The organism is Methanosarcina flavescens (genome assembly GCF_001304615.2).
Classification (GTDB): Archaea; Halobacteriota; Methanosarcinia; order Methanosarcinales; family Methanosarcinaceae; genus Methanosarcina; species Methanosarcina flavescens.
This window is the reverse complement of the sequence record NZ_CP032683.1, coordinates 2,679,116-2,693,871: the sequence shown is the minus strand read 5'-3', so window position 1 is coordinate 2,693,871 and position 14,756 is coordinate 2,679,116. Positions and strand designations below refer to the sequence as shown.

Here is a 14,756-nt window from a genome sequence, read left to right as displayed (position 1 = left end):
TTTATGCCCCCTTGAAGGCTTTTGCCCCGGTTACAAGTTCTTCATCGAGCCCTTCCACAATCAGGTCGGGAAGTTTTTCGAGTTCTTTATCAGTAGTACTTTCTATCCTGTAGCTGAGTACCTTTGAAGATCCAGCTGCTGCCGAGATATCCCATACGTAATCATAATCGTTGCCCAGGGTCACAACCTTTGGCTCAGGCTTTGCCCTGCTGATTGTCCATGGCAGCATCTCATGGACTCTGAACGCGTATGAAGAAGTTCCGAAATTCTTAACCTTAATTACGACATCTGCGGACCCATCCCCATTCATTTTAACTTTTCTGTGTACGAGCAGGTTTCCCATAATCTTTGCAACAACAGGGTTGATGTCAGGGACATCTTTTTCCAGGATATTTGCTACCTTTGAAGCCATCTGTGGGAGTACCTTTGTAATGATAATCTCTTTCTCCCGGCGCTTCTTAAGGTTGCTCTGTTTACTAAGATAATGCTTGAGTTTTCGTGCAACCTCCTTGATTGCAAGGTCAATCTCATCTTTAATTACAGGGATATCGGCAATTGCATCCTTTGATTCTGAGGTAAAAGGCACGTTAATAGATGCTACATGAATAAGCAGGATAGCCGGACCTACAGGAATTCCCCCTCCCGGCTGGTTTAAGCCGTACTGCTTCCATTTGATGTCTTCTACTGCATGTGTGATCACGCAGCCTCCCTGCTGGTAAAGCAGAGGCACACGGTTAGCAAAACGCATTATGCTGATCTTGTCTTCTTTCGGAAGGTTCCCCCCATAGGCAAGCCCGACTTCAACTACAAAAGGGTTTCCGGAATATACTGCAGGTTTCCGCGTGCTTGTGGCAATGAAATCCACGTTCGTTTCTTTCTCAAGCCCTCTGTAGATCAGATCTTCCCCGATCGGGGATAGGCAGTCTGTCGGAGGAGCCATGATCTTTACCTTTTCAAAAGCTTCGATTAACTTTCTTGCTTCATGGCGTCCTAGGGTTTTTGGGTCGACTTCGGGATCAAGCCCAGCAGCTTTGCAAATCTCTTCGGCAGTCAACAGGCCTATTTTACAGAATGAGTATCGGAGGAATGGGGCGAGTTTCTGGCGCTCGGTGTAATGGAGCATTTTCATAAGAGTGCCAAGCTCTATACCTTCAGGATGGGGCAGGATTTCCTGGGCTGGCTCAGGCATCTTATCCGTGGCTCTTTCAAAGACCACCTCGTTACCGTCAGGCTCTATGAGGGTAATTCTTGCATGTGGATTCACAATTGCAGTAGCTTTGAGGTACTCGTAAATTGACTGCCTCCTTCCTTTTACATAGGCGGCCTTCATTTCCAGCTCGATTTGGGTCCCATGAGGGCGGAACCAGTCCCTGATCTCGTCTTTCAGAATGTCAGGCTCATTCGTGCTGGTATTGATCATAAGCTCGTAATAATGGGCAGGGGTACTGGGGCCGGTTTTGGACAGGATTTTCGTATGCCTGCCCGCAGTCATCTGGGCATAAAGTACGGCTGCAGAAATCCCTATTCCCTGCTGTCCCCGGCTCTGCTTGAGGGCATGGAACCTGGAACCGTAGAGAAGCTTTGCGAAAACTTTTGGAATTTGTTCTTTTACAATTCCGGGTCCGTTGTCTTCTACAATAACAGTTACGTAGTCCTGTCCGGTTCTTTCGATCTGGACAAGAATGTCAGGCAAAATACCTGCTTCTTCGCAGGCATCAAGGGCATTATCAACAGCTTCTTTTACGGTCGTTATAAGGCTTCGAGGCGCCGAGTCAAAACCCAGGATCTGCCTGTTCTTCTCAAAAAACTCTGCGACACTTATTGACTTTTGATACTTTGCAAGTTCTTCTGCAACGGTGACTTCCATGAAATTTTACCTCTGGGTGAGAAATTAATGTAACTTTATATTATTTTACGAATAACTGAAGTAAGAATTAAAGTAAGAATTTATGCTTCTTTCAGCAGCAATTTTTAGCCTTATTTTCTTAGAACATCCTTCAACACATGAGAAATAGTTCGCAGCCTGAAAAATATTATTACAACACAGGAAAATAGTTTCACAATATAAAAAAATATCTTTATAATACAACAAAGGAGCTTAAAATCAGAAAAATTTTCATTTACGTTTTTATTTCAACAGGTTTAATTAAAACCTTTAAGCAGCTAATTCTAACGATTTCCATGTTTCATAAAAAGTCAGGGTAGTCCACACCTGCTAGAAAATATAAATCATTCATTTTGTCTCGTGATAGAATCCTGTTGATTTCGATCCTGGAAGTTTAAAGTTCTGCCCCGATAATTGTCTTGGTGGCTTTTACGATTTCACTCTGCCTGATTACATCTACCACATCGTTAAGGGTGTACAGATCTTCAACATCTATAATTACTACAAAGTCATACTCACCAAAGACATGGTAAACGTCCTTAATCCCTTCTATGTTCTTCAGTTCCCTGTATGCCGCTTTTTCATAACCTGGCAGCACGTTTATCATAGTTATACCGTAAATGGCATCACACCCCTATTATATTTTAATAAAAATAAGAATAATATGGAAAGTATACATAACCAGAAGTGATCGTTCTTGACATTAATTGATAATTGGCTTTTAGGCATTGAAGCTTAGATAATAAAAGAAGAAATTACTCGCATGCTATAAATGCTTATTGTGCGTTTCTGCATAAAAATTCAGATTAACTTATAACTAAAGCTAAAACTAAAATTAAAACAGTAAGGCGTACATTTCTATTGCGATAGATTGAAAATGTTTTGAGCTTCCTGCAAATATTATTACAGAAATTGAAAGAATTGTTAGGAGCGAGTATAATTCTTTTAGGAATGATAAATTGTTGAAATTGATGTTGAAAACCTAACTATAGCGGCAATCTATGAATGTAGGGAATCAAGGTGGATGCTCAGAAGATTGATGAGTTCATGCACCGGATATTCCCCAATGACAAAGACTATCAGATGATCAAAAAATCAATTGGAAGAATTTACAAAAGGATTTCAGAGAATTATGAAGATGTTGATATCGAAGGATTGAAAGTTAGTAATAAGACTATAAAATTTTAAGAATATCTTAAACATCAAATATTATATGAAAGAGAATAAAATTTGTTGTGATGGTTTTTTATATAGTCTAAATAGCTATTTTTAATTAGGACTTACGCACTTGAAGTAAAAAATCAAGCACATGCGGCGTTGTTACTTATATAGTGTTTTATATAGTTAGGAGTTTAATGCAATTGATTTCTCATCTCAACCGCGTAAGTCCTATTAATTATGAAAAAGCAATTCCTAAACCTGTAGCGGTTAAAGCTACCCCTAAGTTAAAAAGCTGATCCTGATGAGAATTATATTCAACAATCTTATAGTCAATAGTGAAAGGTATAAAAGGTTCAATCCGTACGGCTCTGTAGAAATCCTCTAAATTCTGTTTTTACCCAAAAATTATAAAAATAAAATTGTAAAAATGCTCCTTAATTTTTTGTCCTCACAAAAAACAAAGGAGCAATTGCTATTGTCATCAAATAAGTATATTAAATTTATTGATCTCAGTCTTAAAACGGTTCAGTCTTCCAGACTGAACCTTTACTCCTGCAAATATTCCAAACGTGTTTATACTCAACATCAGCTTCTTGTTCTTGTTTTATTGAAGGAGTATATAAGTACAGACTACCGTGACTTTGTAGAACTTGTTGACCTCATGAACAGTATAAAGGAAAAACTTGACCTTGATAAGGTTCCTCATTACACTACTCTTCAAAAGTTTGTGTCCAGAATTCCCTCTTCATTGTTTAACCTAATTTTGTCAAAAACTCTAAAACTATTTTACTCACATGGAGAAAAAGTTCTCATTACGGCAATTGATGCAACAGGATTTACGAGTTCTTATGCAAGTCATTATTATTCTAAGAGAACAGGGAAGCTCCGAAGGAGCTTCCTTAAAACTTCAATATCAGTAGACACTATTAAAAAAGTAATATTAGGATGGAAAATTAGCCAAAAAACAGATCATGATGTCAAGCATGCAAAGACTCTGATAAGACAATCAAACAAGTCAAGAAAGTCTCAATGTTATGTGATGGATAAAGGATATGATTCCGAAGAAATTCATACTCTAATAAGAGAAGAGATAAAAGCAGATTCAATAGTACCTTTGAGAGAAAGAAAAAGAAAGAGAATAAACGGAAAATATAGAAAACAATTAAACAAAGACTTTGATAAGATCAAATACAATAGAAGGAATATAGTAGAGACAATAATATCTGTTGTAAAAAGAAAATTTGGAGAAACATTAAGAGCAAGAAAGGTTAGAAATCAAGTAAAAGAAGTAAAAGTTAAACTAATAGTCTATAATATAAAAAAAGTAATACAATTATTATGGATTAAATTAAGGATTTCTACAGAGCCATCCGTACAGCAAGATAATAACGAGTGTCTCTTTCTAAGTCAAATGCAAACTTATCATTACCCTTTTTTATAACTCTCTTGTGGTGGTACAGCATTTAGTCTTTGACCGAATGCAGTCTGAACGATAAGGTTTTTGTAAAGTAGAAGACGACCATTTTGTTCCCTTTTTCCATTTAACTTTATTCTCAATTCAGATCTAACAGGTGTTATTAACTCATTTTTTTCTAGGTCATCACTTAGGTTTAGCGTACCCTTTTCAATTGTTCTTTTATCAAATTTACTGAATGTGATAAGAATTAATCCAATTGTGAACAAAACAAGACCTGAACGTTTCAAAGTTAAACCTCTTGATCTATGCTGGCGATTCATCTTTCATAATTCCAGTTTCCATATTATACTAAATAAGAAGGTTATAATATAACTTCTTTTGATTTGTATTGTTTAACTGGATATTTTGAGGTGGTTGCTTGAAAAATAAACATTTAATTCTGCTTATTTTACTTGCAGTAGTGATGGCAGTTGGTTGTACAGAATCTAGCAATGAGAAGACTAATTCTCAGAGTGTAGGGAATTCTGCTCAAACTATAGAAAATTCATCACAGGTTCATGAAAATAATTTAACGACTACAGACACATCAACTAATCAAGATGCTGAATGGATATCTGTTATGCAGGCTCAATCGGATATGATTCAAACAGATTTGGCAGGAATAAGTAGTAATCAAGATACATTTGATGCAGAAGGTCTAGCTAAGTCAGGTCAGACTATTGTAGATGACACACAAAAGGCTATAGATGAAAATGATAATTATACTGTTTCTCCTGCACTCGAAGAAGCAAAGGAACATTGGGGATTTGCATTACGGAATTATAACATGGCTGGACAGTTCACGGTAATAGGGGCTAACGCATATCTAGATGGTGATGATGCTTCAGCTTCAACAAATTTCGAAAAAGCAACTACATTTTTTAACTCAGGAAATGCAGATGTAAATTTAACCGTAAGTTACATTAGGGCTTACGCACTTGAGGCTCAAAATCAAGAGCAATAGACATTGCTGTTGAAGCTGTGATTTAGACAGTTGAAGGTTTAACGCCGTTGTTTTTTCAATTCAACCGCATAAGTCCTATTACATTAAAAACAACAATTAAAAATATTTTGTGTCTGTTGTGGTTAAAAAACTAGAACAGGCTTTACTTTTTAAACATTGTCTTTGAATTGATCTAGATGCCATCAGTTGTTAGGGCAACATTAACACTAGAAGCAAGGAAAACAATACATGTAAGAACTTTATATTTCTTGGAAGAGTGACTCTCAGTCCCTATAAACCAATTTTGTGAGTTATATTTTTGGTATTGTTATCTAAATATAGTTAACTCTTTATTTCTATATTTCATTAAGAGAAGATACGAGTACTTTACCACCATATCATATATAACTCTATTTAATTACCAATACCACATTTTTATCTTTTAATTACCTATTATCGCTTAACAAAATCTGTTTGGTTGTACCTTCCTTGTAAATATTCACAATTATCATTGTGACTCCTATTACCATAATGCCTATATCAGGTAACAGCTGCAAGTTATCTATCTTTTTTCCGGGAATCCGAAGAACCGATCGAACTGATTGAGTTTCTTTGATCTTTAATTTATCAATACAGTCCACAGTTTTTCTAATCAATAATTTTTATAAAGAATCCTTTTTCTAAGGTTGGGGATTATTTTAATATTATCAGTGTATAATACAAGCGCATGCCCCCAGAGTCTCAAAGGGACGAAGATATTTTTGAGTCCCAGTATATTGATAAATACCTCAGCGAGTACGCTAGTGTTTCGTCAATAGTACGTGAGGCGCTACCCTTTGAACTTATTGCTACTGTGGGGGGAGTTATTGCAGGAATAATCTTCTCGGGGATGACAGCCGAACTTGAGATGATTCCTGGACTGCTTGTGATCTATCCTGGTGTGCTGGGGCTTCGAGGAAATATTTCATCTACTCTTGGCTCAAGGCTTGGCAGTGCAATTCACCTTGGGTTGATTACAGACCTTGACAGGAGTAATCCCGAACTCATGAATAATATCTATGGTTCCCTTATCCTGAGTGTTATTATTGCCGTAGTTCTCGGGGTTCTGGGGCACTTTGTGACCCTTGCCCTGGGCTTCGAAAGTGCCGGTGTCCTTAAACTTACCCTTATCTGTGTGATTTCAGCCTTTACATCCGGGATAATTCTCTCGATTGTTGCGGCTCTGCTGGCTATAGGAATGTTCAGGTTCGGCTTTGATCCTGACAACGTTGTAACGCCTTCGATTGCAACCCTGGGAGATATTGTCTCCATGCTCATGCTTTTCATCTCGGCAAAACTGGTGGTGATGCTTTGACGAAAGAAGAACATCAGACTCCCTATTATACTATCGAAGGCATCATTCAGCGCGGGCTTCCTGTACTTGTCGTCACATGTATAATGTCAATTCTCGTAGGGCAGATTCTGAACTCAAGAGAAGAACACCTTATATCCATGCCAGCGATACTGATTCTTATTCCATCCCTTATCAAGATCGGGGGGGATACCGGCAGCATGCTTGGGGCAAGGCTCTCATCGGCGCTCCATATGGGGCTTGGGGATAATCTTAGAAGTAACCCAGTTGTACGTAACAGCGTAATTGCTGCTTCAATTGTAGGGTTTATTTCATCGATTTCTGTCAGCATACTGGTCTTTCTGGCAAGCAACTTGTTTGGCTTCGGAATGCCTCTTCTCACCCTCCTGCAAATCAGCCTGATAGCTGTTGCCATAGAGCTTACAGTTGTGTATTCCGCAACGGTAGCCATCGCCTTTGCCTCCCACCGATTTGGGATCGATCCGGATGATACAGTTATACCTTTCATAGCAAGCCTTGGAGACTTAGTCGGCGTTGCAGGAATTTTAACAGCCCTGCATCTGTTAAACATTTTATAAACAATGTTTTAATTAAAAATCCGTTATACCATTATTCAATTTTATTATATTCCAGCCAGGCTCTTGAGCGCCTGAATAATTCAAAAATTAATAATTACTATGAAGTATATACTCATAGATACCAACATAAGGTAGAGTTGATATAGAGACCATGTTCCCTAAAGAATTCAGATACAGTCCAAAGAATATCAAAGATCTTTTGACTGAGATGAAGGATACTTCCGAACTCATGGTAGATCTTGCATACACTGCAATGATCTATGATGACGAGGATATTGCACAAGAAGTACTCAATCTTGAAGACAAGATGGATACCCTCGACTACCATATAAAAATGGCTGCGATGTTAAGCACACGCAGGGTTGACGAAGCCGAAGGGCTCCTTGGTGTTTTACAGGTTGCTGCGTGTTCAGAGAATATCGCAAATGCCGCTGGGGATATTGCGAAAATTGTGCTCATGAATATGGGCATTCCGATGGAGCTGAAAGTTGCTCTCAGGGAAGCAGAAGAAACCGTAGTCAGGGCAACAATCGCTGCGGAATCTGTAATGGCAGGACGTACGCTTGGCGATCTCGAACTTGATCTTGAGACAGGCATGTGGGTTATTGCTATTCGGAGAAATGAAGACTGGATTTATGATCCTGACAAGGAAACCCGCCTGCGCCAGGGTGATGTTCTGATTGCCAGAGGGCATGATGAAGGAGTCCCTCTTTTCTTCGAAATGGCCACGACAAGGAAATTTATCCCGAAAGAAATCGAGCATAATAAAATTTTAAAAGATCTTGAGCATGCCGTGGATATTATCGTGGATATGAAGAATATGTCCGAACTGTCTGTAGGGCTTGCATACTCAGCTATTCTCTTTGACAATGAAGACATAGCATATGAGGTCAGCGCCCTGGAATCCGAAATGGATTCCATGAAATACGAACTTCAGCACTGGGTACTTGAGACCGCAAAGCATGTTGAGGATGTAAACATGCTCAGGGGAATTCTGCACCTTGCAAGTGCTTCAGAAGCGATTTCCGACGCTGCCTATGGAATTGCGGATACCGTACTCAGGGATATTGAACTCCACCCAATTATTACTCTCGCAGTCAGGAATTCCGAAGAGGTTATAACCAGGCTCCAGGTTGAGAAATGTTCTCCCATAGTCGGAAAGACTTTCTTTGAGCTGAAGCTTGAGACGGAAACCGGACTTCATGTAATGGCAATCAAGAGAGCTGACCGCTGGGTCTATACTCCAAAAGGGAATACTGTTATCCAGGCAGGAGATATGCTCATTGCACGAGGCTCAAGAATTGGCGAAGGGGCACTTATAGAAATGTGTGAATGCAAACTGGACCAGTAGCTTCAACCCCCAACCCCCAAAATTCGCGTAGCAAACCCTCTCATACATGTTAATTAGGGACTGTTTACAGGAGGTATGATTCTAAGGTATAGCTTCTGCGCTGTCTTATAACTTCCTGTAATCTCACAATAACACATTCCATCGGGTTGTTGTGGGCTTGTCTCTGGAAGGTACTCCAGAAAGGCAGGCTTCGAACCATTCTCTAACTTTTTTGAAAGCTTGCAATATTCTTGATTTTTATACTACTGATTGCATATTACTATGTGGGAGTTTTGAGTATGGTAGTTGTTGGTCTTTCAAGAAACAAAGACACACTGGAGTCAGTAAGAGCGGCAGTTGAGCTCGCAGGAGGGCTTGGAATAGAAGAAGGATCCACTGTACTGATCCGTCCTAACGCAAACACCGCAGACCTGCCTCCTGGCTCTACAAACCCAGAAATACTGAAGGGCGCTATACGGGAAGCAAGGAGATGCAATCCGGGAAAAATTATTGTTGCCGAAAAGTCGATGACCACGCTGGATACTGAGATGGTACTCAGGAAGCTTGGGCTCTGGCAGGCGGCTGAAGCCGAAAGAGCGGATGAGATCCTTACCTTTGACCACATGAAACGCTCACATGTGAAACCTGAAGGCGCTTTTTCCTGGCCCGAGGGATTTTACGTTCCTGAGTTTCTGGCTTCTGTGGATTACGTGATTGCGCTTCCGGTTATCAAGACCCACTGGACTGCAACATTTACCATGGGCTTGAAATCCCAGATCAGCATAACCGCAGACCGTGATAGGAGGCAGCTTCCTCATGGTCAGCACAAGGACGTGCTTTTCGGGAGTATGATTGCCGAATCAAATCTTGTTTACAAACCTAACTTTTACATCTCAGACGCCACAAAATGTTTTGTGACTGGCGGCCCTGACCTGGGAACCCTTAAAGAGCCTGGCATTGTAATGGCATGCTCTGATGTAATTGCAAATGATGCTGTGGGGCTTGCTCTGCTGAAAACCCTTGGGACTGTTCCGAAAATTCAGGAACACTCGGTATGGGTTCAACCCCAGATCAGAAGAGCAGTAGAACTTGGACTGGGGATACGCAGCAGGGAAGAAATAACAGTAAAAGGCTCAGGAGTTGAGGAGATTGAAGAAATTCTTGCTAATCTTACCTGACAGCGCGTTCTGGAAGGCTTTTAAGGAAGAGATTATGGATTAACAGGTCACAAGAAGCCTGACTTCCGTTTTTTCTCCAATTTAAAATTTTTGCTTTTCGAAACAGAAATTTTAACAATTCTTAAAAAAGAATATTCAGGTAAGTGTTTACAGAATAAAAGTCCTCGTATATAAAGTTAACAGATCCTAGCAATTTCTTAACAATTTTACAGGGGTTTAGAGTAACTTTATCATGTTCAATTTTCGAATCTCTTTGCTTTTACTTCTCTTTTTTCAAGACTGTGGAAATATGCTTACATATCACCATAATTTATTTATTTTCGACTTCCCCATAGATTATTGGGGAATTTTCAATGAAATGTGAAGCTTGTGGAGTAGAAAGTGAGGATAAGTACTGCATAGAATGTGGTAAAGTTATGAACGAAGTTGTAAGACGGGTAGGAGAAGCCCGCTGGGCTGCAATAGATGATTGTTCGTATATCTATCCGCTTGTCCAGCGTGTAGCTAGAGGAGAGGCTACAGTCAATGATATAATTCAGGCTCTTGAAAGAGAAGACTGATTCCAGTTTTCATGGAGTCAGCTACGGCTTCTTGAGACAGCTGTTGGGTTTTTTAAATTTGCCTTCCAGCAGGCATCATGTTAGCTGAGGGAGCTTGACTGGTGCCTGCTGGATTGCAGCTGGGGGTACAAGCATGCCTCAGTTAAACCTTAAATCAAACCTCAAAATTGACTTTAAGGCTCAATCTTTTGAGATTAAATCTTAGTGCATGCTATGTGACCTAGCCTCAAGATTATATCTCTTTAGCTTTAATATTACATTGTTGAGCAGTCTTCCTGCTGTCAGGAGCTGATGCCATATATGAACAGAAAAGCCGGTACAGTTATTCTGGTATTCTTGCTTGCGGGAATGCTCTTTACATCGGGATGTGTTCAAAATGAGAAGGCAGAGACACCTGTAAAGGCAGAGACACCTGTAAAGGCAGAGACACCTGTAAATAATGAGTCTGCCGAAGCCGGCAAAGGGGACGAAAACATGAATATTAAAAGTATAAAAGTTTTTAGCAGCGCATTTGCAGCTAATGGTAGTATTCCAGGAAAGTATACTTGCGACGGAATAAATGTAAATCCGCCTCTGGAATTTGAAGGCATTCCTGAAGAAGCCGAAAGTTTGGTGCTTATAGTAGACGACCCTGACGCTCCCATGAAAACTTTTACGCACTGGATTGTCTGGAATATTGAACCTATAGCAAAAATAGAGGAAGACAGCATACCCGGGGTTGAAGGAATAAATGATTTCAAGAAAATAGGATATGGCGGGCCATGTCCACCCTCGGGCACACACAGGTTTTTCTTCCGGGTTTATGCTCTGGACAAGCAGCTCGAGCTTAAAGCAGGCGCAGGGAGAAAAGACCTTGAGAATGAAATGATAGGACATATTATTGCCGAAGGGGAATTAATCGGAAAATACAGCAAAAAATGATCTTTCTTAAGGGGGGAAGAGAGTGGAAGAAAATCGAACCGCTGAAACGAATCCGGATTTCCTCGAGAATCCCGGGGGCGGCCTGGAAAAAGCAACCTTTGCTGCCGGCTGCTTCTGGGGCATTGAAATGGCTTTCCGGCAGGTTAAAGGGGTGGTTGCAACCGCGGTTGGTTTCAGCGGCGGGCACTTTGAACACCCGACCTATGAACAGGTTTGTACCTTTGACACCGGGCACGCCGAAGCAGTTCGGGTCATTTTCGACCCGAAAGTGGTGTCTTACGAGACTCTGCTTGACGTCTTCTGGAAAATCCATGACCCTACTACAAAGGATAGGCAGGGTCTCGATGTAGGTAAACAATATCGCTCAGTCATCTTTTACCATAACGAGGAGCAAAAGGCTGCTGCTCTGGCTTCAAAAGAAAAGCTTGAAAAATCAGGGGCTTTCAAAAATCCCATAGTGACCGAGATTGTACCGGTTTCGGAGTTCTATATGGCTGAGGAATATCATCAGCAGTACTATGAGAAAAAGGGTTTTCTGCAAGATGTACTCAGAAGCTTGAAGAAATGATTCCCAAAAAGAAAAAGGACTTTTAATAATCCGAATTGAAAAAATAATCTTTAAAAGATTTTTCTAGCGATCAGGACCCGTTGTAGGGAGTAATGAGAGTAGAGCTGACTTATATTTACAAGAAAACAGTTTTTATGGATCTGTTGGGCTGGGTAAACCCAGGAATGTGATATATAACATTAGACCCACTAATGAAAGATATAATGGCAAAACAGTTTACATTGTATTTATGCAAGATTGGAAAAAAGAAGAGGAAAGGCTAGAAAAGATGGAAATCGATCCTTTACAATTTTTCCTCATAAACAGCAATTCCAAAAAGCATGTAATGTCTATTGAGATTTTTGATTTTAATAATAAGTCTGTGTTCAAAGAAAGCTACACAATAGACCCTGAAGAAGAGATTTCCTCACCGAAAATAAATGCCGAGTTGGGACAATACAGGTATGAAATTATTCTGGACAACAAATTTTCTTTTGAACAGAAAATACAGGCATATTACGCTACAGATGTTAGTTCTTCAGAAGCACTATACATCTACATTTCTGACGATCCAGAAAACCCTGTTACGTTTGGAATTACAGTTGCCTGAGTAAATTTTTTCATTTCTTGCCGCAATTAAAAAGAACTTATATCTAACGTAAGATTTCCTGTATCCAGGGGTTCAGGATAATTATTTACCTTCCCATATCCTATTTTTTCTCATGATTTTTGACCCTATCACTGTCTGTAACCTGGAGCTCCAGAACCGTTTTGTAAGGTCTGCAACACACGAATATCTGGCTGAGGAAGACGGGACGCCAACCTCAAGGCTTGGAGATGTTTATGAAGAGCTTGCCAAAAACGAAGTCGGGCTTATAATAACCGGCTATTCCTATGTTCTTCCTGGCGGGCAGAGTGATATTTTACAGCAAGGGATCTATGATGACCGTTTTATTGAACCTTATAGGAAGATAACAGAAAGGGTTCACAGGTACAGAAGCAAAATCGTTCTCCAGATCGTGCATGGAGGGCGGCAGGCAAATGTTTCGGACGAATATCCTGTTCCTATCGCTCCTTCGGCAGTAAAAGACGGGCACTCAGCGGTTGTACCGAGAGAAATGACCGAAGAGGAAATCCTGGAGATAATCGAAGCTTTTACAAAAGCGGCTGTCAGGGCAAAAAAGGCAGGTTTTGACGGAGTGCAGCTCCACTGTGCCCACGGCTTCCTCTTGAGTAACTTTATCTCCCCCTACACCAACAGGCGGACTGACAGCTGGGGAGGCTCGGTGGAAAACCGGACAAGGATAATCACGAAAATTGTCAGGCGCATAAAAGAAGAGACAGGAAATTCTTTTCCCATTCTGGTCAAACTGAATGCAACCGATGGTTTCCAGCCTGGCTGCTCAAAGAAGGCTGAAATCGGACTCGATATTACGCAGGCGGTAGAAATCGCAAAGTTGCTTGAGAAAGCCGGAGTCTGTGCGATTGAGGTCAGCGGAGGAATAGGTGAGGCAGGTGGGGTAACTATAAGAACCGCAATCAATGCTCCTGCCAAAGAAGCGTATTTCAGGGACTGCTCTAAAAAAATAAAAGATGCTGTGAATATCCCGATCATTCTTGTAGGTGGGATCAGGTCGCTTCAGATTATTAATTACCTTCTTGAAAACGGGTTTGCAGACCTTGTTTCAATGAGCAGGGTGTTTATAAGCGAACCTGATATTGTTCTGAAATTCAAATCAGGGCAGGTTAAAAAAGCAAGATGCGTTTCCTGTAATCTTTGTTTTGATCCAGAAGGCATAAGCTGCAACTTTCAATTTGAGTAAGGGATTGCATTTTGTTTCCTGCATTCCAGAAGATGGCATTAGAATCCCACTTTGAGTAAAGGATTAAGTTCAGCCCTCGATTTGAGTAAACTCCTGAATTCCTTCTTCCTTTACCATTCATATTATATTATCTTTCTTCTACCTGTTTTCATCTCTTTTTTATCCGTCATTTATCTCTTTTCTACCTGTTTTATAATTCTTATTCTGGTTGTTTGTATTACATGAGATATTTAAAAGCGTACTTTAACGTACATTTTTTATAATAGAGTAGTGCAAAAGAGATAAGCCTTCAAGGCTATCTACAGGATTCGGGTATTTATTTTTCTGCCGGGTCCGTTATCCCAGAGAATTTGTGAGGAAATCGAATAATGATAGAAGAGAACCGTGTCGGTAGTAAGATACGCCAGCTTAGAGAAGCCAAGGAAATGACCGTTGAAGAACTGGCTGAAGCCAGTCAGAGCAGCGAGGAATTAATCCAGCAGCTAGAAAATGGAGCCCTGGTTCCGTCCTTAACGCCTCTTTTAAAGATTGCCCGGGCTTTAGGCGTCCGCCTCGGTACTTTTCTGGACGATATGCCCCAGAGCGGGCCTGTAATTATCAGAGCAGGACGATCCGAGAACGTAGTCCGTTTTTCGGGAAAAACTGAGAAACCCAAAAAGAGTGCTCTTGAATTCTACTCTCTTGCCTCGGATAAAGCAGACCGCCACATGGAACCTTTTATTATTGACATCCACCCTTCCCCCGACGAGAGCCACCAGCTCTCTTCTCACGAAGGAGAGGAATTCATCTATGTCCTGTCAGGAGAGATCGAGATTTTTTACGGAAAGGACGTTCAGAGGCTGAACGCAGGGGACAGCATCTATTATGACTCCATTGTCCCGCACGATGTTCACGCAGCAGGAGAAGAGGATGCAAAAATTCTGGCTGTAGTGTACGCTCCCCTGTAAAGTTACAGTCAGGTAGAGAAAAAAAGTAAGAACTTAGCTTAACTGGCGAGAAGTTCTGGATTTAAAAAATAGATTT

At 40.5% G+C, this 14,756-nt stretch carries 16 protein-coding genes; 13 read left to right on the top strand and 3 right to left on the bottom strand.

The genetic code is table 11. The features are described from left to right. Position 1: 1 nt before the first annotated feature. Both AOB57_RS11815 and AOB57_RS11810 read right to left on the bottom strand, forming a co-directional pair. The gene (locus AOB57_RS11815) at positions 2-1,867 is read right to left on the bottom strand and encodes a DNA topoisomerase VI subunit B (RefSeq protein ID WP_054297646.1); all 1,866 of its coding nucleotides are present in this window, start codon (positions 1,865-1,867) and stop codon (positions 2-4) included. Between the two features lie 412 nt (positions 1,868-2,279). Continuing rightward, positions 2,280-2,492, bottom strand: coding sequence for an Lrp/AsnC ligand binding domain-containing protein (locus AOB57_RS11810; RefSeq protein WP_054297645.1), 213 nt, complete (start codon positions 2,490-2,492; stop codon positions 2,280-2,282). Between the two features lie 413 nt (positions 2,493-2,905). Here AOB57_RS11810 and AOB57_RS11805 point away from each other — a divergent pair, with 413 nt between their 5' ends. Further along, positions 2,906-3,073 carry a hypothetical protein gene (locus AOB57_RS11805; RefSeq protein ID WP_167829615.1) on the top strand — a complete coding sequence of 56 codons (168 nt, stop codon included), beginning with the start codon at positions 2,906-2,908 and terminating at the stop codon, positions 3,071-3,073. A gap of 400 nt (positions 3,074-3,473) precedes the next feature. Further along, a complete protein-coding gene (locus AOB57_RS11800) occupies positions 3,474-4,487 on the top strand; it encodes an IS5 family transposase (RefSeq protein WP_167829614.1) in 1,014 nt (337 codons plus the stop codon). On the opposite strand, the gene AOB57_RS11795 is transcribed toward AOB57_RS11800, so the two are convergent. Further along, the gene (locus tag AOB57_RS11795) at positions 4,472-4,750 is read right to left on the bottom strand and encodes a hypothetical protein (protein ID WP_167829613.1); all 279 of its coding nucleotides are present in this window, start codon (positions 4,748-4,750) and stop codon (positions 4,472-4,474) included. The genes AOB57_RS11800 and AOB57_RS11795 overlap by 16 nt on opposite strands. A 131-nt stretch (positions 4,751-4,881) precedes the next feature. On the opposite strand from AOB57_RS11795, the gene AOB57_RS11790 reads away from it, so the two are divergent. From AOB57_RS11790 to AOB57_RS11740, 11 genes are all read left to right on the top strand, one after another. After that, positions 4,882-5,466 (top strand): hypothetical protein, encoded by a 585-nt coding sequence (locus AOB57_RS11790; RefSeq protein WP_054298793.1) that lies wholly within the window; start codon positions 4,882-4,884, stop codon positions 5,464-5,466. Positions 5,467-6,172: 706 nt separating this feature from the next. Beyond that, on the top strand, positions 6,173-6,799 hold the full coding sequence (locus AOB57_RS11785; RefSeq protein WP_054298791.1) for a magnesium transporter: 627 nt from the start codon (positions 6,173-6,175) through the stop codon (positions 6,797-6,799). Between the two features lie 83 nt (positions 6,800-6,882). Continuing rightward, positions 6,883-7,374, top strand: a complete 492-nt coding sequence (locus AOB57_RS11780; RefSeq protein ID WP_054298799.1) for a magnesium transporter — start codon at positions 6,883-6,885, stop codon at positions 7,372-7,374. Positions 7,375-7,525: 151 nt separating this feature from the next. Next, positions 7,526-8,725 carry a potassium channel family protein gene (locus AOB57_RS11775; protein WP_054298790.1) on the top strand — a complete coding sequence of 400 codons (1,200 nt, stop codon included), beginning with the start codon at positions 7,526-7,528 and terminating at the stop codon, positions 8,723-8,725. A gap of 278 nt (positions 8,726-9,003) precedes the next feature. Further along, positions 9,004-9,882 carry a DUF362 domain-containing protein gene (locus AOB57_RS11770; protein ID WP_054298789.1) on the top strand — a complete coding sequence of 293 codons (879 nt, stop codon included), beginning with the start codon at positions 9,004-9,006 and terminating at the stop codon, positions 9,880-9,882. 353 nt (positions 9,883-10,235) lie between these two features. Next, positions 10,236-10,442, top strand: coding sequence for a hypothetical protein (locus AOB57_RS11765; RefSeq protein ID WP_054298788.1), 207 nt, complete (start codon positions 10,236-10,238; stop codon positions 10,440-10,442). Between the two features lie 300 nt (positions 10,443-10,742). Next, complete coding sequence (locus AOB57_RS11760) at positions 10,743-11,363, top strand: YbhB/YbcL family Raf kinase inhibitor-like protein (protein ID WP_054298787.1); 621 nt, start codon at positions 10,743-10,745, stop codon at positions 11,361-11,363. A 22-nt stretch (positions 11,364-11,385) separates the two neighbouring features. Beyond that, positions 11,386-11,931, top strand: coding sequence for a peptide-methionine (S)-S-oxide reductase MsrA (gene msrA, locus AOB57_RS11755; RefSeq protein WP_226999488.1), 546 nt, complete (start codon positions 11,386-11,388; stop codon positions 11,929-11,931). A 229-nt stretch (positions 11,932-12,160) separates the two neighbouring features. Next, complete coding sequence (locus tag AOB57_RS11750; protein ID WP_167829612.1) at positions 12,161-12,520, top strand: hypothetical protein; 360 nt, start codon at positions 12,161-12,163, stop codon at positions 12,518-12,520. Positions 12,521-12,632: 112 nt separating this feature from the next. Then, positions 12,633-13,733, top strand: a complete 1,101-nt coding sequence (locus AOB57_RS11745; protein WP_054298785.1) for an NADH:flavin oxidoreductase — start codon at positions 12,633-12,635, stop codon at positions 13,731-13,733. Positions 13,734-14,101: 368 nt separating this feature from the next. Next, positions 14,102-14,680, top strand: coding sequence for a helix-turn-helix domain-containing protein (locus tag AOB57_RS11740; protein WP_054298784.1), 579 nt, complete (start codon positions 14,102-14,104; stop codon positions 14,678-14,680). Positions 14,681-14,756 lie beyond the last annotated feature (76 nt).

Bases quoted from the DNA above. Each gene is read 5' to 3' on its own strand.
- AOB57_RS11800 (WP_167829614.1), top strand. From the start codon at position 3,474: ATGCTCCTTAATTTTTTGTCCTCACAAAAAACAAAGGAGCAATTGCTA.
- AOB57_RS11815 (WP_054297646.1), bottom strand. From the start codon at position 1,867: ATGGAAGTCACCGTTGCAGAAGAACTTGCAAAGTATCAAAAGTCAATA.
- AOB57_RS11780 (WP_054298799.1), top strand. From the start codon at position 6,883: ATGTCAATTCTCGTAGGGCAGATTCTGAACTCAAGAGAAGAACACCTT.
- AOB57_RS11785 (WP_054298791.1), top strand. From the start codon at position 6,173: ATGCCCCCAGAGTCTCAAAGGGACGAAGATATTTTTGAGTCCCAGTAT.
- AOB57_RS11810 (WP_054297645.1), bottom strand. From the start codon at position 2,492: ATGATAAACGTGCTGCCAGGTTATGAAAAAGCGGCATACAGGGAACTG.
- AOB57_RS11750 (WP_167829612.1), top strand. From the start codon at position 12,161: ATGCAAGATTGGAAAAAAGAAGAGGAAAGGCTAGAAAAGATGGAAATC.
- AOB57_RS11740 (WP_054298784.1), top strand. From the start codon at position 14,102: ATGATAGAAGAGAACCGTGTCGGTAGTAAGATACGCCAGCTTAGAGAA.
- AOB57_RS11770 (WP_054298789.1), top strand. From the start codon at position 9,004: ATGGTAGTTGTTGGTCTTTCAAGAAACAAAGACACACTGGAGTCAGTA.
- AOB57_RS11745 (WP_054298785.1), top strand. From the start codon at position 12,633: ATGATTTTTGACCCTATCACTGTCTGTAACCTGGAGCTCCAGAACCGT.
- AOB57_RS11775 (WP_054298790.1), top strand. From the start codon at position 7,526: ATGTTCCCTAAAGAATTCAGATACAGTCCAAAGAATATCAAAGATCTT.
- AOB57_RS11760 (WP_054298787.1), top strand. From the start codon at position 10,743: ATGAACAGAAAAGCCGGTACAGTTATTCTGGTATTCTTGCTTGCGGGA.
- AOB57_RS11765 (WP_054298788.1), top strand. From the start codon at position 10,236: ATGAAATGTGAAGCTTGTGGAGTAGAAAGTGAGGATAAGTACTGCATA.